Consider the following 16,767-nt stretch of genomic DNA (forward strand, 5'->3'; position numbering starts at 1 on the left):
TCAACGATAAGTGGCATTAGATAGTTCTGGCAAAAAACACACCTTGCTCTGAGATACTGTCTGAAATAAAGGAGCCGTTACTTGTTCTTTCGGAAAGGCTTAAGGAACCTAAATCAATTTCTTTCGTCTCTCCTGTATTGGATACGATTTCTAACAAAACTTGCTCGCTTTCAGCAGGCGTTGAGAAGAGATCGATTTCATTCCCTAAAGTTTCTTCAATAGCATGAATTGGCCCTGCCTGAAAGACACGGTGTGGTTTGGATTTTAATTCGCGAAGGACTTGTAACCCACGTCCAGCTCGTTTGCTCAAAGGAATATCTGAGATTTTCATCCGTTTGAGACTTCCTCTTTGAGTTAACAGATAAAAACTTGAAGCATTTGTTAAAAAAACACTTTGAACATAGTCATCATTTTTGAGATTGATAGCTTTAACCCCAGCAGCTTTTGGTCCAACTACTGGAACTTCTTCTGCATTGAAATGCAGAGCATACCCTTTATGCGTTACTACCATAATATCTGCGAGATTGATAGGGGTAACGGTCACCACTTTGTCAGTATCACTTTTAAGTTTAGCGAATTTCACAGATTTTGTTCGATAAGTACGCCAAGGTGATAATTCCTTACGCTCAAAACGTTTGATTTGACCTTCTTGAGTAGCAGCCATATAAATTCCTGAGTCAAAATGATCGAGAATTTCCGCATGAAGCACTTCTTCATCATTGTTGATATTGGTGATCGTTTGGGAAAGGTGTTCTCCAATATCTTTCCAACGAATATCTGTTAATTCATGAACCGGTCGATAGATAGCATTTCCCTTATTGGTAAAAATCAATAAATGCTGCGTTGTCTTAGCCTGTGCATAGAAAATCAAATGATCATCATCTCGTTTACCAAGTTCATCAACTGTTGAAGCATTGAATGAGCGCGGACTAGTCCGTTTGATGTAACCGCCACGAGTAACACTGACAAAAGTCTCTTCCTCAACGATAAGACTTGCTGTATCGATTTCAATGGTTGCAGCTTCTGCTTCTAAATCAGAACGACGAGGATTACCAAACTGTTTTTTAATCTCACGAAGTTCACGTTTCATGACATTGTACATGGTTCGTTCGTCACCAATGATTGCCGTCAAAGTCGCAATAAGTTCACGTAATTCTGTTTCCTCATTCTGCAAGGTCACAATATCAGTATTGGTCAAGCGATAAAGTTGTAGAGTGACGATAGCTTCTGCCTGCTCTTCTGAAAAATCATAAGAAACTTTTAGATTTTCTTTAGCATCAGCTTTATTCTCAGAAGCACGAATAAGAGCAATCACTTCATCTAAAATAGACAATACACGAATCAGCCCTTCCACAATGTGAAGGCGTTTTTCAGCTTTTTCTTTGTCAAATTTTGAACGAGCAATGATAACGTCTCGACGGTGGGCGATATAGCTGGCTAAGATTTTTTGAAGACCTACTTGCTTAGGGGTATAATTGTCAATCGCCACCATATTGAAGTTATAATTGACTTGCAAGTCTGTGTATTTAAAGAGGTAATTTAAGATGGTTTTGGTATCTGCATCTTTCTTGAGTTCGATAGCAATACGCAACCCTTCGCGGTCTGACTCATCGCGAACCTCGGAAATACCGGGAACTTTGTTATTAACACGAACATCATCGATTTTCTTGACAAGAACAGCCTTGTTGATTTCATAAGGAATTTCAGTGACAATGATTTGTTCTTTGCCACCGCGAAGCGTTTCGATTTCCGTACGAGAACGAACCACAACTCGTCCTTTTCCTGTCTCGTAAGCCTTGCGAATCTCATCTTTTCCTTGAATAATTGCCCCCGTTGGAAAATCTGGTCCAGGTAACAATTCCAGCAATTTATCTAACTTAGCAGACGGATGGTCAATCATATAAACGACCGCATCAATCACTTCTGCTAAATTATGAGGTGGAATATCCGTGGCATAGCCGGCTGAAATTCCTGTGGCACCATTGACTAAAAGGTTAGGGAAAGCAGCTGGTAAAACAGTCGGCTCTTTTTCAGTATCATCAAAGTTCCAAGCCCAAGGGACTGTTTTTTTCTCAATATCGCGTAAAAGATGACCAGCAATCTCAGATAATCTGGCCTCCGTATAACGCATGGCAGCTGGTGGATCGCCATCCATAGAACCATTGTTACCGTGCATCTCCACAAGGATTTCACGATTTTTCCAATCCTGCGACATGCGTACCATGGCATCATAAATGGAACTATCTCCGTGAGGGTGATAGTTCCCCATGATATTCCCGACAGACTTGGCTGATTTACGAAAACCCTTATCAAAAGTATTGCCATCCTTATTCATAGAATAAAGAATACGACGCTGTACAGGTTTTAAACCATCACGAATATCTGGCAATGCTCTTTCTTGAATAATGTATTTGGAGTAACGACCAAAGCGCTCTCCCATGATGTCCTCGAGGGACATATTTTGAATGTTAGACATAGAATATCACGCTCATAAAAGGCAAAAGAAAGTATGGCATTAGTTTTTTTGAAACTATCTCTTTTTTACAGCCTTTAGTGCGTATTCAACTCCTTTCATAGCATAAAAAGGGACGATTTATTTGTGAAAACAGCATTAAAAACCGGAATCAAATCAAGATGCTCGCTTCTTGAATAACTTTATTTTTCCCAAGTTTCAGTTCCTTATTTTGTTAGCAACTTTAACTAAAATAGACTCTCTTTATTCTCATAAGAAAGCAATAACTGTTTACCTCTTGGTATCAATACTCTTTCTTGTGTCAAGCATCTAGAGTCTGCACTAATTACTGTTCCACAACTTGGTGACGGCGTTCTTTCTGCCACCGACGATAATCTTCAACGTCTTTATTAACCAATTTCCAACAAGCTGCCACAACAAGGGCATCATCCAATTGACCTAAAATAGGAATCCAATCTGGAATAACATCAACGGGTGATAGGAAATAGATAAGAGCGCTAACGATGGCTAGCATGGTTCTGCGAGGAACACGCGTATAATCTTTTTTCCAGTAGCTACGAACCATGCTGATTAAAATTGGAATCATCTTTAATTCCTGACGAATAAATGGAACCCACTTCATCCGCTTTTCTAGCTTTTCAAGAAATGGCTCCATTTTAGCATCATCTCTGAGTAATTCATCTGCTTTTTTATAACGACTTTGCAGTTCCGTCATAGCTTGTTTTTTATCGAAATATGTTTTCATCATGTGACCTCTTGTTCTATCAAGGATGGGACTTTGTGATTAAGTGTTATCAAACAATAATAGACTAATAAGACTGACTTTCAAAGACTAACAACTAACATCATTAGGATGGCTTAAAACAGCATCAATACGTTTGTGGCTTGGTATAGTATCTCAGTTGTTATCGCAGAGGTATCCTTAGAAAACGGTATTTTCCTCTAAGGTAAACTTAACGTTATCTTCAATCCATTGACGGCGTGGTGCAGCTTTGTCTCCCATAAGAACCGAGACGCGGCGCTCTGCGCGCGCAAGATCATCTATGGTTACTTTGATAAGCGTACGCGTGTCTGGATTCATGGTTGTTTCCCAAAGTTGGTCAGCATTCATCTCCCCAAGACCTTTATAGCGTTGCAAGAGTGAGCCTTTACCAAATTTTTGACGAAGTTCTTCCAACTCACCATCGCTCCAAGCATACTCAACGACTTCTTTCTTTCCTTTACCTTTTGACATCTTGTAAAGTGGTGGAAGAGCGATGAAGACGTGACCTGCTTCTACTAGAGGTCGCATGTAACGATAAAAGAAGGTTAAAAGGAGCGTTTGGATATGGGCGCCATCCGTATCGGCATCAGTCATGATAATAATTTTGTCATAATTGATATCGTCCAAACTAAAATCGGCACCAACTCCTGCACCAATGGTATGAATCATGGTATTGATTTCTTCATTTTTGAGAATATCAGTCATTTTAGCTTTTTCGGTATTCAAGACCTTACCTCGAAGCGGTAAAATGGCTTGGAATTTACGATCGCGTCCTTGTTTAGCAGAACCTCCAGCTGAGTCTCCCTCGACTAGATAAAGTTCATTTTTCTTAGCATTTTTAGATTGGGCAGGAGTGAGTTTCCCAGAGAGTAGCCCTTTGTCTTTTTTATTTTTCTTACCATTACGGCTTTCATCACGCGCCTTTCGTGCAGCTTCACGAGCATCCCTAGCACGAATCGCCTTACGGATAAGATTAGACGCTACTTCCCCATTTTCAAGAAGAAAATAGGTCAATTTTTCAGAGACGATGCCATCAACGACCGGTCTTGCTAAAGGAGATCCAAGTTTGTCCTTAGTTTGCCCTTCAAATTGGAGGTGTTCTTCAGGAACTAGGATTGACAAAACGGCTGATAAGCCTTCACGATAATCAGAGCCTTCTAAGTTTTTGTCTTTTTCTTTTAGTAATCCCGTTTTACGAGCATAGTCATTCATAGCCTTGGTAATAGCTGACTTTAGTCCTGTTTCATGTGTTCCACCGTCTTTGGTGCGGACATTATTAACAAATGAAAGGATGTTATCTGAAAAGCCATCGTTGTACTGCATAGCAATATCAACTTGAAAGGCTTGGTCACTCCCTTCAATAGAAATGACTGGTGTCAAGGTTTCTTTATCTTCATTGAGGTAAGTAACAAAATCCTGAACACCATTTTCATAGTGAAACTCTTCGTGTATCTCCTCTTCTTGACGATGATCCGTTAGCGTCATGGTTACATTCTTTAGAAGAAAGGCAGACTCTTTAAGCCGATCAGAAATGGTATTAAAACGGAAATCTGTCGTCGAAAAAATAGTAGCATCTGGCATAAAGGTAACGGTTGTTCCCGTTTTTGACTTAGGTGCTGTGCCAACTTTTTTCAAGCTAGTAGCAGGTTTTCCGCCATCTTCGAATCGTTGCTTGTATACCGCACCATCACGCGTGATCTCAACCTCTAACCAAGACGAGAGAGCATTAACAACCGAAGACCCAACGCCATGCAAGCCGCCTGAAGTTTTGTAACCACCTTGACCAAACTTCCCACCCGCATGGAGAACCGTAAAGATAACCTGGACAGTTGGAATACCCATGGCGTGTTTACCAGTTGGCATACCCCGACCGTTATCAGCGACACTAACCGAACCATCCTTATTGAGGGTTACGGAAATTTTTTCTCCAAATCCTGAGAGAGCCTCGTCGACGGCATTATCAACGATTTCCCAAACCAAATGATGAAGTCCTGTCGCATCCGTTGAGCCGATATACATACCGGGACGTTTGCGAACGGCGTCCAATCCTTCTAAGACTTGAATGGCATCATCGCCGTAATTGTTAATATTAATTTCTTTTTTAGCCAAAATAGCCTCCAAATAGTTTCATCTTTCCTATATTACAAGTTTTCCAAAAAATTTGCAAAAAAATTTAAAGTATTGACCTTAAAATAAACTTGTTCGTTCAGTGTGCTATGCTATAATAGTGACATGAAAATAATTTTACTCGTACTAGTGGCCTATTTGTTAGGCTCAATTCCTACTGGCCTGTGGATTGGTAAGTATATTTACCATATCAATTTACGTCATTTTGGTTCTGGAAATATGGGGACTACCAATACTTTCCGTATTTTAGGCAAAAAAGCTGGCCTAGTAACGCTTGCTGTTGATTTATTTAAAGGGACTCTACCAGTTCTTCTCGCCATTTGGTTAGATAGCTCTGTCTCTCCATTACTTATTGGATTCTTTGCTATCATCGGTCACACCTATCCGATCTTTGCCAATTTTAAAGGCGGTAAAGCGGTTGCCACCAGCGCAGGAGTCTTACTTGGATTTGCACCTGCATTTCTCTTTTACCTTTTTATTATTTTTGTCGTGACACTCCTGCTTTCTAGCATGATTTCCTTCACAAGTATTACAGTGGCTGTCGTTGCTGCAGTTAGCGTCTTGCTCTTTCCTGCTTTCGATTTTATTCTAAAGGAGTATGACCTCTTGTTTACGCTTGTTGTACTAGCAATGGCAGGTGTCATTATCGTTCGTCATCAAGACAATATCCAACGAATCAAGGCTAAGAAAGAAAATCTTGTTCCTTTCGGTCTAAATATCACTAAGCAAAAACCAAAATAAACAATCAACTCCCTGTCAGCGATATACTGACAAGGAGTTTTCTTCTTATTCGGCATTTATCTTAGGTTTTAATCATTCTGATAAACAATATGACCGTCACAGATGGTATAAGCAATTTTTCCTTTAAGTTTCTCACCAACAAAAGGGGAATTAGAGGCTTTGGATTTAAAATCTTCTGTTACAAAACGGTCTTCTTCTGAGAAAATCACTAAGTCAGCTGGGCCATTTTCCGCGACATAACCTGCATCAAAACCATATAGCTGTGCTGGGTTAATCGTCATTTTAGCTAATAGCTCAGAAAGAGATAAGTGACCCGCATCCACCAAATAGGTCAAGCCTAAAGACAAGGATGTTTCTAATCCTGTCATACCGGAAGGAGCTTTTGTAACGTCAGAAACCTTTTTTTCATCCTTATGATGAGGCGCATGGTCAGTCGCAATAATCGAGATAACGCCTGATTTCAATCCTTCAATGACAGCCAATCGGTCTTCTTCTAGACGTAGAGGTGGATTCATCTTGGCATCAGCCCCTTTTTCTAGAAGGAGTGCTTCGGTTTTTGAAAAATGCTGTGGCGAGACTTCTGCGGTCACCTTAGCACCTAAACCTTGAACAAATGAAACAACCTTGACAGATTCAGCTTTGGACAAATGTTGAACATGGAATTTGTTGTCCACCTCATAAGCAATCATGACGTCTCGTGCCATCATAGAATATTCGGCAACGCCTCGCGCACCACTACATCCAAAATGTTCTCGGGCAATGGTTTCATTTAACCCTAAAACACCATTAAGATTCGGATCTTCTTCATGGAGAGCTACGACAGCATCCAATGCCTTAGCTTTTTTGAACACTTGGCGAACAACACCTGCATTTTCTAAAGGAATGCCGTCATCCGAAATCCCAATAGCTCCTGCTTTGAGGAGTTTATCAAAATCGGTCACTGTTTTACCATCAAAATTGAGGGTTGCTGAGACATTGGTTTTAACACGAATCTTTTCTTTAGCGGCCGACTCTAAAACTTCTGTCAAGGTTTCCACAGTTGAAATAGTAGGATTTGTATTAGCCATCATCACAACCGTCGTAAAGCCACCAGCAGCTGCTGCCAGGGCCCCCGTATGAATATCTTCTTTGTGAGTCTGACCTGGTTCTCTAAAATGAACATGAATGTCAACCAACCCAGGAGCAACTATTTTGCCACTAGCGTCGATGATTTGTGCATTTTTTACCTGAATATCTTTGGCTATTTTGACAATTTTCTGACTATCAATCAAGATATCACAAACCTGATCAAATTTGGACTTGGGATCGATAACACGGCCGTTTTTAATGAGTAACATTGGGTCTCCTTCTAAACTACTGCAATCATTACAAATTTGAATGAAGCTTGGACAAAAATGTTTCTAAGTTCTCTTCGTGCTGGTACTTAAGAGCTGCACTTCTATCTTTTTCAATAATGACACTGGTTAAATCAATTTGATTCACCGTAGCAATAGCGACAGCATAGTGGATAAGATCTGCCAACTCTTTGCCAAGCTCTTCTTGCAAGTTTTCAGTACCTGACCTTTTCCGATTAGCCCTTTTATTGAGTACTTCGGCAACTTCCCCCACTTCCTCAACTAACTTCATAAAAAAGCCTTGTTCATCTCGATCATCGCCGTAATGATTAGCTAAATAATTTTGTAAATCTGACAATCTTAGTGACATATCATTTTCTCCTTAATTATGACATTAGACTCTTGGATATTCTCTATCATAACCGCTTTATCATTTTGACCATAATAAGGGCAGGTCATCGCTTCTCAATCAATGGTCCAGTAGGCAATGCCTGATTTAGCCTTATCTTCGCAAAAAGTTGGATATGTAGTCTGACCTGATAGATGAGCTTTCAAATCAGCTTGATCTTATTCCTTGTCTGCTCGAAGTGCAATGAAGATGTGAACTCGGTAGCCCGTTTGTTGAACAGAGGTACCTGCAAAATCTGTATAAGTTACAATCCTTTTTCAAGAGAGACTGTATTTGCTACCATACCCGTTTCCTTAGATGCTTGAATCAACTTTTGAAAATCAGGTCCTGTAAAGGCTTCGTGAGCTTTTTGAATATCAATGAGGTTTGACATAAGATTTCCTTTTTTATTGCAACCAGTTGATAGGCTGTTGGTGATGTTCTTCTAAAAACTGATTGGTTTTAGAGAAAGGCTTACTGCCAAAAAAACCACGGTAGCTGGACAGCGGGCTAGGATGTGGCGCTTCAAGAATAAGATGACGCTGGTGCTTGATTAGCATCTTTTTCTTACGAGCATAGGCACCCCAAAGGATGAAAACTAAGGGTTCTTCTCTTTGATCGAGTAAGGAAATAACAGCATCAGTAAATGGCTCCCAAATAAGACCAGCATGACCATTAGCCTGTCCTGCTGGGACTGTTAAACAAGCATTTAGAAGAAGCACCCCCTGATCAGCCCATGGAGTCAAGTCGTGATGAGTTCTAGGACCAATATCATCCGCTAATTCCCTCAAAATATTTTGCAAGGATGGGGGAGCCGGCATGTCATTAGGTACTGAAAACGATAAGCCTTGAGCTTGCCCTGGTCCGTGATAAGGATCTTGACCAAGAATGAGAACTTTAACCTGATCGTAATCGGTCCTTGCCAAAGCTTTAAACACATTTTCTCGCTTGGGATAGATAGTTTCCTGACCATATGCTGCGTTTAAGAAATGATTGATTTGTGAAAAATAACCCTCTGGTAATTGATTTTTTAATAAGTCATGCCATTTAGAATGTTCCATATCTTACTCCTATGAACGTCCAACGAAATCATGACTAGTTTGGGCTATAATATGTCCTTTCATCGCATGACGAAGCTCATTAAGGAAAAAGCCTTCTGTCAGCTCTAGTTGTTTATCCAGAGCATAGACCGTCAAGGTATAAAGATGGTCTTTGTCAGGTGGACAAGGTCCGATATAAGTTTTTGACAAATCTCCAAAATCTTTAGCCATAAATTTACTCGTTAAACTATTTGAGCCTTTAAGATGGTCTTTATCTTGGCTGGCAAAATCTTCTGCAATATGGGGCTGTGCTGGAGAAACATTGGCGACAACCCAGTGGATGTACTCAAAACCACAGACTGGGATGGCATCAACATCTGTGAAGGTCCAGGCTAAACTGACCGTATTTTCAGGTAAATCGATCAGTTCAAAAGGAAAGGACGTTACAGAAAAACCATCAACTGGCTTATCCGTGTATTTACTATACAAATCTGGAAGGGTATTGTTTTCAAAGCAATGTTGAATTCTCATCAGGACTACCTCAACTTTCTTAATTCTATTTTAGCATAATGATAAAAGAAAAAGGCTTGAAAGGGTATTCAAACCTTGTCCTAATGTCAAAAAGCCAAACGTTTTTCCATTTTTTCTTGTCCAACAGCGTATAGCGTGCAAATACCCCAGTACATGAGGGCGACGACAATGTAAACCGTCATGTAGTCTGATTTGGCACCGCCGATAATTTTAGCCTTATTGAACATCTCCGGTACGGTAATCATCGCTGTTAGGGCTGTACTTTTGACCATATCTAAGAGAACATTACTTAATGGGGGTAAGGCAATTCTGATAGCCTGTGGAATGATGACTTTGCGATAAATAATAGGTGTCCTAAGCCCCAATGAACGTGCTGCTTCCCACTGACCCTTGTCCACTGCAGCAAGTGACGAACGGATAATTTCAGAAATATAGGCACTAGACATCAAAGAAAAGGCTATGATAGTTGCTCCTATAGCATCCAGTTCAATACCCATGAACGGTAGACCAAAGTAAATAAAGAAAAGCAAGACCATCAATGGAATCCCTCGCATAAGAGAGACATGACTCGCTGCCAACCATCTCAATGGCCAAAGACGCGACAGACGACAAAGCGCAACAAAAAATCCTAGAATAGTTCCCAAGAAAAATCCAATCAGAGAAAGAGATAGAGTGTATGGAACCCCTTCTAAAATCACAGGGATAGCTTCTATAGCTAACTCTGGATTGAACAATGCTTGCCAGTTAATTGACATAATTCCTCCCAATTCTTACAAAAAGAGAAGACCGAATTAGGACTCAGTCTTCTAATCACTTGACTTTATTTATCTGAAACATCAATGGTTGGTAGGTCTTCAGTTCCTTCTTCTGGTTTTGTCAAATCTTGACCAGCATAATACTTCCCAGAAATCTTCTTGAGTGTGCCATCTTCTTTCATTTCTTTAATAACACCATCAAGTTTTTTCTTGAGAGTCTTGTCCTTTTTACTCATGACAATCCCTTGTTCTGTCGGATTATACTTGACGTCACCGACTTTAACCTTGATGTCTGGATATTGTTTAGTCACAAACTTAACAGCTACTTTTTGTGTATAGTAATCATTTGGAATGAAATCTGTACGACCCGTGGAGACATCACGAAGGTAAACATCATTAGTCACATTATCATAGATAACTGGTTCTGCACCTTGTTTTTCAGCAATTTTCATGTACTGAGTTCCAGCACCACCACCAGCTTTCTTTCCTTTCCAGTCGGACAGGTCTTTGGCTTTGATATCAGAAGAACCATCTTCTCGGACAATCATACCGCCAACTGAATACTTGTAAGGAATAGAGATATTGTATTTCTTAAGGCGGTCTGGTGTGGTGTCAAAATTATTAACGGCAACATCAACCTTACCACTATCAACTGAAGTAAAGGACTCTGCTACATCGATTTCCTGATAATTAACTTTGATCTTAAGGCGTTTTCCGATTTCATTCATCATGTCGATTTCATAACCGACCAGTTTCTTATTATCGTCATAGTAAGAAGTTGGATAGAGCGTTCCAGGTGTGGCAACTTTCAAAACGCCTGCTTCTTTAACCTTATCCCAACTCGACTCACTTTTAGCTGCCTTGTCATTTGAACAAGCAACCAGAAGGCTAGCAGCCATCCCTAATGACACAAGTGCTGTTGTTTTCTTAATCATCATATCATCCTTTTAATTTTTTTATAAGACTGAAAAGGCTTACTGAAATAGTTTACTGCATTTTTCGACTTCTTTCAAGTTATCATACTTGAAAAATATCACACAAACTGATTCATCTTTTCAAAGACGTCACCAATTTGCAAGAGCAAGTCCTCTCTCCCTTTGGCGGCTGTTACTTGGACACCGAGGGACAAACCAGCTTCTGTGCGATAAACCGGAAAACTGATAGAAGGTTGTCCAGTGAGGTTAGCTTGTTGAGTGAATGGTGTCCAATCCAAACTATGCTGAAACATCTGCCAGATCATATCTTGTTGCTCTGCTTGCTTAAAGTCATCAATATGTCTTAAATGGTCTTTCAATTGTTCTGATAAGTCAAACTGGCCATGCTTAGGAGCAACATCTGCCACTGTCGGTGACAAGAGAATATCATATGCCTCATGAAATTCATGCATCAAACGACTATAGTGATCCCATTGCGATAAAATCTTAGAATAGGTCTTAGCTGAAATCCTTTGACCACTTCGGTAGATAGCCCAAGTCATCAACTCCATATCATCAATCGTCACCTGACGTCCTAAACTAGCTTCGATACCGTCAAACATAGCAGCCGTTTCGACCGAATTCATGATGTAATATGATTTCATAGCTTCAATACCGTCGACTGGCTGTTTATCTAAAAGCAAAACCTCATGCCCTTCTTTTTCTAAAAATTGCGCAGCTTTCATAACAGCACTAATAGCTTCGCCCGACACTTGTCCACCAATAGGGGATTCTAATTGCAAGGCAACTCTCAAGGGTTTTAAGGATTTTCCAAACAAGTCTTCATGATGAAGCCGAGGCAATACAAATGGGCTTTCCATCTGACACACTTGAAAGTGTTCTAAAAGTGTTTTGGTATCTCTAATAGTCTTTGTCAGCGCAAAATTGACAGATGCTCCCTGCCATCCCCGATAAGAACTAGGACCTACGGGGATACGGCCTCGCGTTGGTTTTAAACCAATCAAGCCATTGAAAGAAGCTGGAATGCGAATGGAACCACCTCCATCACTAGCGGCTGCTAAAGGACTAACTCCAGAGGCAACAAGAGCTGCCGCGCCACCAGATGAGCCACCTGCATTGCGCGTGATATCATCTGGAAGGTTGACAGGACCATGCAGCTGACTATCAGAAATATTTTTAAATCCAAACTCTGGAGTATTGGTCCTCCCTAAGACAATAAAACCAAGTGATTCCAGTCTTTTCACATAATGATCAGACTGCTTGGCACGATAGTTTACCAATAACCGTGACCCTGACGTTGATTGTTCATTTGCCTGTTCTTGCCCCAAATCTTTCAAGAAAATGGGGACACCTCCAAATGGTTGATTCGTGAAATCTCTAGTTTCTGACTCTTCCAATGCTTTCTCAAAACGTGTACTAGAAATGGCATTTAGCCTAGGATTTTCCTTTTCAGCTTTGGCTATAGTTTCCAAGACTAACTCCTTGGCTGAAACTTGTCCAGAGCGAACGCCTTTTGCCATATCAGTTGCATCTTTAAACATCCTAATCCCTTTCTTTCCATGAATATGACTTTTCAAATCATATTTTTGATGACTATTATATCAAAAAGAAGCTGACGAAAGCAGCTTCTCAATTGTTTAAGCTTGCCAATTCTCTTGGTCTTCCTTAAATTTTTTCAAGAGCATCAAACCATCAGCGTCAATATAGCCTTGAACTTTAGCGACTTTTATCAATTCACTGTAGTTTGAAAGGGTTACTAATGTAACATTAGCCTCTTCAAAGTTTGCTTGAGCTTGAGGTAATTCATAAGTAAAAATAGCTACTACACCTAAAACATCTACACCTGCATCCTGAGCAGCTTTAACAGCATCCAAAACAGAACCACCGGTTGAAATCAAATCTTCAATGATGACCATTTTTTCGCCCTTGATGACCCGTCCTTCAATCTGATTACCAGCGCCGTGATCTTTAGGTTTTGAACGGATGTATGAAAATGGCAAATTCATCTTATCAGCAATAATGGCTCCGTGTGGAATCCCTGCCGTCGCTGTTCCTGCAATCACTTCCACCTCAGGAAAATGCTCTCGAATCATTGTCACAAAGCTATCTTCAATCAAGCTGCGTGTCTCTGGATAAGACAAGGTGATTCGGTTATCTGTGTAAATCGGTGATTTGATACCAGAGGCCCATGTAAAAGGGTCTTCTGGTTTTAGGTAAACAGCTTTAATGTCTAATAAATCTGAAGCAATTTGTGTAGCAAGTGTCATAGTAATTTCCTTTGTGCCTTTCTGGTAATCCTATTAAATGGAAGCATTCCAATCAGTCTTAATGGCTTGATAAACTTGATAGGGATCAGGGGCTTGTGTGATAGGTCTTCCAACCACAATAAAGTTTGATCCGGCAGCCCTGGCCTGACTGGGTGTCATCACGCGCTTTTGATCTCCCTTGTTCGAACCATTGGGACGAATGCCAGGTGTCAGGCAAACAAAATCTGCCATGGTTGATTCCTTAATCAATGCAACTTCGTGTGCTGAACAAACAACGCCATCTAAACCAGCTTCTGCTGTTTTTTGGGCATAATGTTTGACGGAATCTGCTAAACTGGTTTGAATATTTTGATTGTCTTGCATCTGTTCTTGACTGGTAGACGTTAACTGGGTAACAGCGATTAAGATACCTTGCTGACCAAATCCTCGTTTGGCTGCTGCCATCATCTCTACTCCGCCTGCCGCATGAACATTGGTCATATCAACGCCAAGCTTGGCCAAAACTCTCATGGCTGATTCAACTGTATTAGGAATATCATGTAACTTCAAGTCCAGAAAAATACTGTGTCCCATGGATTTTAAAAAAGAAACGATCTCAGCACCACAGGCATAATATAACTCCATTCCAATCTTGACATAAAGGCTTTCACCTTCTGGAAATTTTTCTAAAAATGCCTTGACACTATCAAAATCAGGAAAATCAAGAGCAATAATTGGTCGCGTATCAAACAAGTCGGTCTCCTTTGCAAAACAAAAGCCTTACCAGAAAAGGCAAGGCTTTACGAAAACAAGGTACAATCCCTTTGTAGACCTATTAGACGATACTAACTGATCATATTATTCCGAAAGAAATCCGCAGATTCCAACCTTCTATGCCTCTCTGGACTTAGTTAAAGGTTATTTAATTTTATTTATTATATCCAATTGTTAGGTCCTTGTCAAAATATAATCCGGCTTTTCCAGCCGTTTGATGAGAATTGTTGTCATTATCTTATCTTTCAGACAGCTTTATGATACAATATGGCTATGCGAATTCAACAATTACAATACATTATTAAAATCGTCGAAACTGGTTCGATGAACGAGGCAGCAAAACAACTCTATATTACGCAACCTAGCCTTTCCAACGCTGTTCGAGATTTGGAACACGAGATGGGCATCACTATCTTTATTCGTAACCCCAAAGGGATCACCCTAACTAAGGATGGCGTTGAGTTTTTGTCTTACGCCCGACAGGTGATTGAACAGACCGACCTTCTTGAAGAGCGTTATAAAAATCCAATAGCCCAACGGGAACTTTTTAGCGTCTCATCACAACACTACGCTTTCGTTGTCAATGCTTTTGTTTCACTATTAAATAAGACAGATATGACAAAGTATGAACTCTTTTTACGTGAAACGAGGACTTATGAAATCATTGATGACGTCAAGAATTTTCGATCTGAAATTGGTGTCTTGTTCCTCAATAGTTACAACAGGGACGTTCTCACCAAAATGTTTGATGATAATCACTTGGTAGCGACCAATCTTTTCTCAACGCAACCACACATTTTTGTCAGCAAGGACAATCCTTTGGCAACCAAAGAGATAATCCAACTAGAAGATTTGGCAGACTTTCCTTACCTCAGTTACGATCAAGGGGTTCATAACTCCTTCTACTTCTCTGAAGAAATTATGGCTCAGATTCCCCATCCCAAATCGATTGTTGTGTCAGACCGTGCCACACTGTTCAATCTGATGATTGGTCTTGATGGTTACACCATCGCAACAGGTGTCCTAAACAGCAAACTTAATGGTGACAATATTGTTTCCATTCCGCTTGATGTTGATGATCAAATAGATATTGTGTATTTAAAACATGAGAAGGCCAATCTTTCAAAAATGGGCGAAAAATTCATCGATTACTTATTGGAAGAAGTCCAATTCAAAACAGATAATTGACAAAGTGTCCGTTATATCAGCTCAAAGGCAAGCATCCATTTGGATGTTTGCCTTTTTCTTTATCCATTTTAACAAGTGATTTCCAAAGCAAGAGCTGTAGAGCTTGTTTCTGTGCTTCAAATAAAAGAAATGTCATGCTATCATCTGAGTGTTTTTAACAGTTAAGCACGCTAAGGTTAGCCAATTCTTATTTACTAGTTGGCAGTTCTCCGCCTTTTAGTATAATGCAAAAATGATACTCCTTGATTTGATTGACCTAGGACAGTCGTTCAAAGATGCTTAATCAGTTTTGGGCATATATGGTAAAGGCTTTCGTTTTTTAGTGATGGATAATCTTAATAAAGGAGAAAGAGCGTTTGATGGCTGTTACCCTCAATACGAATCGTACCGCGGCACAGGTGTTAGGGAGTTACTTTTGTACTCCTGACAGATTTTTCGTGCGCGGTACCATAGGTTATCACCTAATTGTCTGCGTATATGTAATCATCTATTAAGGCTGTCTTTGTGAAAAAAGTGACAGTTATTTGGGACGGTCCATTAAGATAGCGATCTCCTCCCAAACAATACCAAGCTGGTCATTCTAGTCGCCATCTGCTTCTTTGAAAGAAAAAACATCGCCGTTTGAAGCCTTTGGGAAATAGAATCGGTCAGACTCACCATATTCTCTATTAGACTATTTGTTAAAATGCTTTGCTATCGAACACACTTCCTTATACACCAATATAGCGGATGGAAAATATTGGTTTCCTTATATTGTAAAACTGAAACAAAAATAGTACAACTACAAAAGTCTATCGCTAGAGCATATCCACTAGACGTTCTTAAAACAACATTGAAAAGTTTTACCTAATTGCAATGCTTTTTTGTATCATCTTAGTCCTGTTCTTGTTTCAGTTTACGATAGTATTCTGAAATGACCGTCATAAACATGAGCTATCAAGCAAGATCAAAGGTTAAACTGATTTGTCAGTATTTGAAAACATCACTGCTAGGCTAGATTCTGTTCATCAAGAAGCTCAAAAAGTATTGAGAGACTCACCCAACTTTTGCCCCAATACTCTAATTAAAAAAACAGATAAAACATAGATAAGCTTTAGGCCATGATTAGATACATTTGATACACTAAGATTATCCTAAAGGTAAAGGAGGGATTTAATGATACGATGCATTTGATAAATAACTCCCTTTCTGAATATCAATCAGAGCACGGGTTTACCATAAACTTTCAGACATCCCTACTGATGCTTGGCTAGCCCTTTTATCAATTCTATTAAGGGTGAACTTGTCTATATTTTTATTGTTAAGACTGATTGTTTTTTCAACGTTAAACTAATAAAGTCGTCGCTATCAAGCTTGTCCTTACTATAAACTGCTACCATAATGACAAAAAAACCTTCTAACCCCTGACTCATCGCTAAACGAGATATGATACAATAACAATAAATGTGTCTTTTATAAAAACTATAGTCAAA

At 39.8% G+C, this 16,767-nt stretch carries 16 protein-coding genes; 2 read left to right on the forward strand and 14 right to left on the reverse strand.

Going from position 1 to position 16,767, the window contains the following annotated elements; all coding sequences use genetic code 11:
• Positions 1 to 16: 16 nt before the first annotated feature.
• The 3 genes from parC to parE all read right to left on the reverse strand — a co-directional run bounded on the left by parC (position 17) and on the right by parE (position 5,345).
• Positions 17 to 2,476, reverse strand: a complete 2,460-nt coding sequence (gene parC, locus A2G56_RS02870; protein ID WP_062708761.1) for a DNA topoisomerase IV subunit A — start codon at positions 2,474 to 2,476, stop codon at positions 17 to 19.
• A gap of 322 nt (positions 2,477 to 2,798) precedes the next feature.
• Positions 2,799 to 3,218 carry a YkvA family protein gene (locus tag A2G56_RS02875; protein WP_062712397.1) on the reverse strand — a complete coding sequence of 140 codons (420 nt, stop codon included), beginning with the start codon at positions 3,216 to 3,218 and terminating at the stop codon, positions 2,799 to 2,801.
• A gap of 177 nt (positions 3,219 to 3,395) precedes the next feature.
• Positions 3,396 to 5,345 carry a DNA topoisomerase IV subunit B gene (parE, locus tag A2G56_RS02880; RefSeq protein WP_062712400.1) on the reverse strand — a complete coding sequence of 650 codons (1,950 nt, stop codon included), beginning with the start codon at positions 5,343 to 5,345 and terminating at the stop codon, positions 3,396 to 3,398.
• 123 nt (positions 5,346 to 5,468) lie between these two features.
• On the opposite strand from parE, the gene plsY reads away from it, so the two are divergent.
• The gene (gene plsY, locus A2G56_RS02885) at positions 5,469 to 6,104 is read left to right on the forward strand and encodes a glycerol-3-phosphate 1-O-acyltransferase PlsY (RefSeq protein WP_062708764.1); all 636 of its coding nucleotides are present in this window, start codon (positions 5,469 to 5,471) and stop codon (positions 6,102 to 6,104) included.
• A gap of 68 nt (positions 6,105 to 6,172) precedes the next feature.
• Here the strand turns inward: plsY and A2G56_RS02890 are convergent, their stop codons facing one another.
• The 11 genes from A2G56_RS02890 to pyrF all read right to left on the reverse strand — a co-directional run bounded on the left by A2G56_RS02890 (position 6,173) and on the right by pyrF (position 14,086).
• The gene (locus A2G56_RS02890; RefSeq protein ID WP_062708767.1) at positions 6,173 to 7,441 is read right to left on the reverse strand and encodes a dihydroorotase; all 1,269 of its coding nucleotides are present in this window, start codon (positions 7,439 to 7,441) and stop codon (positions 6,173 to 6,175) included.
• Positions 7,442 to 7,469: 28 nt separating this feature from the next.
• Positions 7,470 to 7,808 (reverse strand): MazG nucleotide pyrophosphohydrolase domain-containing protein, encoded by a 339-nt coding sequence (locus A2G56_RS02895; RefSeq protein ID WP_062708769.1) that lies wholly within the window; start codon positions 7,806 to 7,808, stop codon positions 7,470 to 7,472.
• Between the two features lie 95 nt (positions 7,809 to 7,903).
• On the reverse strand, positions 7,904 to 7,993 hold the full coding sequence (locus tag A2G56_RS11140) for a DUF1398 family protein (protein WP_082785096.1): 90 nt from the start codon (positions 7,991 to 7,993) through the stop codon (positions 7,904 to 7,906).
• Positions 7,994 to 8,091: 98 nt separating this feature from the next.
• On the reverse strand, positions 8,092 to 8,220 hold the full coding sequence (locus A2G56_RS11050; RefSeq protein ID WP_257721918.1) for a hypothetical protein: 129 nt from the start codon (positions 8,218 to 8,220) through the stop codon (positions 8,092 to 8,094).
• A 13-nt stretch (positions 8,221 to 8,233) separates the two neighbouring features.
• Positions 8,234 to 8,887, reverse strand: a complete 654-nt coding sequence (locus tag A2G56_RS02900) for a uracil-DNA glycosylase (RefSeq protein ID WP_062708772.1) — start codon at positions 8,885 to 8,887, stop codon at positions 8,234 to 8,236.
• A 9-nt stretch (positions 8,888 to 8,896) separates the two neighbouring features.
• Complete coding sequence (locus A2G56_RS02905; RefSeq protein WP_062708775.1) at positions 8,897 to 9,397, reverse strand: YbhB/YbcL family Raf kinase inhibitor-like protein; 501 nt, start codon at positions 9,395 to 9,397, stop codon at positions 8,897 to 8,899.
• A gap of 86 nt (positions 9,398 to 9,483) precedes the next feature.
• Complete coding sequence (locus tag A2G56_RS02910) at positions 9,484 to 10,152, reverse strand: amino acid ABC transporter permease (RefSeq protein ID WP_062708778.1); 669 nt, start codon at positions 10,150 to 10,152, stop codon at positions 9,484 to 9,486.
• 65 nt (positions 10,153 to 10,217) lie between these two features.
• Positions 10,218 to 11,084: a transporter substrate-binding domain-containing protein gene (locus A2G56_RS02915; protein WP_062712403.1), complete on the reverse strand. Its 867-nt coding sequence runs from the start codon at positions 11,082 to 11,084 to the stop codon at positions 10,218 to 10,220.
• A gap of 101 nt (positions 11,085 to 11,185) precedes the next feature.
• Complete coding sequence (locus A2G56_RS02920; protein ID WP_062708781.1) at positions 11,186 to 12,628, reverse strand: amidase; 1,443 nt, start codon at positions 12,626 to 12,628, stop codon at positions 11,186 to 11,188.
• A gap of 96 nt (positions 12,629 to 12,724) precedes the next feature.
• The gene (pyrE, locus tag A2G56_RS02925) at positions 12,725 to 13,354 is read right to left on the reverse strand and encodes an orotate phosphoribosyltransferase (protein WP_062708784.1); all 630 of its coding nucleotides are present in this window, start codon (positions 13,352 to 13,354) and stop codon (positions 12,725 to 12,727) included.
• A 33-nt stretch (positions 13,355 to 13,387) separates the two neighbouring features.
• Positions 13,388 to 14,086, reverse strand: a complete 699-nt coding sequence (gene pyrF / locus A2G56_RS02930; protein ID WP_062708788.1) for an orotidine-5'-phosphate decarboxylase — start codon at positions 14,084 to 14,086, stop codon at positions 13,388 to 13,390.
• Positions 14,087 to 14,380: 294 nt separating this feature from the next.
• Between pyrF and A2G56_RS02935 the strand changes: the two genes are divergently transcribed.
• Positions 14,381 to 15,295: a LysR family transcriptional regulator gene (locus tag A2G56_RS02935; RefSeq protein WP_062712406.1), complete on the forward strand. Its 915-nt coding sequence runs from the start codon at positions 14,381 to 14,383 to the stop codon at positions 15,293 to 15,295.
• Positions 15,296 to 16,767: the final 1,472 nt, after the last annotated feature.

Origin of the sequence: Streptococcus halotolerans (assembly GCF_001598035.1) — a bacterium.
Lineage (GTDB): Bacteria > Bacillota > Bacilli > Lactobacillales > Streptococcaceae > Streptococcus > Streptococcus halotolerans.

What these genes read in the sequence shown, in the direction of transcription:
- parC (WP_062708761.1), bottom strand. Translation starts at nt 2,476, where the DNA reads ATGTCTAACATTCAAAATATGTCCCTCGAGGACATCATGGGAGAGCGC.
- A2G56_RS02875 (WP_062712397.1), bottom strand. Translation starts at nt 3,218, where the DNA reads ATGAAAACATATTTCGATAAAAAACAAGCTATGACGGAACTGCAAAGT.
- plsY (WP_062708764.1), top strand. Translation starts at nt 5,469, where the DNA reads ATGAAAATAATTTTACTCGTACTAGTGGCCTATTTGTTAGGCTCAATT.
- A2G56_RS02890 (WP_062708767.1), bottom strand. Translation starts at nt 7,441, where the DNA reads ATGTTACTCATTAAAAACGGCCGTGTTATCGATCCCAAGTCCAAATTT.
- A2G56_RS02895 (WP_062708769.1), bottom strand. Translation starts at nt 7,808, where the DNA reads ATGTCACTAAGATTGTCAGATTTACAAAATTATTTAGCTAATCATTAC.
- A2G56_RS11050 (WP_257721918.1), bottom strand. Translation starts at nt 8,220, where the DNA reads ATGTCAAACCTCATTGATATTCAAAAAGCTCACGAAGCCTTTACAGGA.
- A2G56_RS02900 (WP_062708772.1), bottom strand. Translation starts at nt 8,887, where the DNA reads ATGGAACATTCTAAATGGCATGACTTATTAAAAAATCAATTACCAGAG.
- A2G56_RS02905 (WP_062708775.1), bottom strand. Translation starts at nt 9,397, where the DNA reads ATGAGAATTCAACATTGCTTTGAAAACAATACCCTTCCAGATTTGTAT.
- A2G56_RS02910 (WP_062708778.1), bottom strand. Translation starts at nt 10,152, where the DNA reads ATGTCAATTAACTGGCAAGCATTGTTCAATCCAGAGTTAGCTATAGAA.
- A2G56_RS02920 (WP_062708781.1), bottom strand. Translation starts at nt 12,628, where the DNA reads ATGTTTAAAGATGCAACTGATATGGCAAAAGGCGTTCGCTCTGGACAA.
- pyrE (WP_062708784.1), bottom strand. Translation starts at nt 13,354, where the DNA reads ATGACACTTGCTACACAAATTGCTTCAGATTTATTAGACATTAAAGCT.
- A2G56_RS02935 (WP_062712406.1), top strand. Translation starts at nt 14,381, where the DNA reads ATGCGAATTCAACAATTACAATACATTATTAAAATCGTCGAAACTGGT.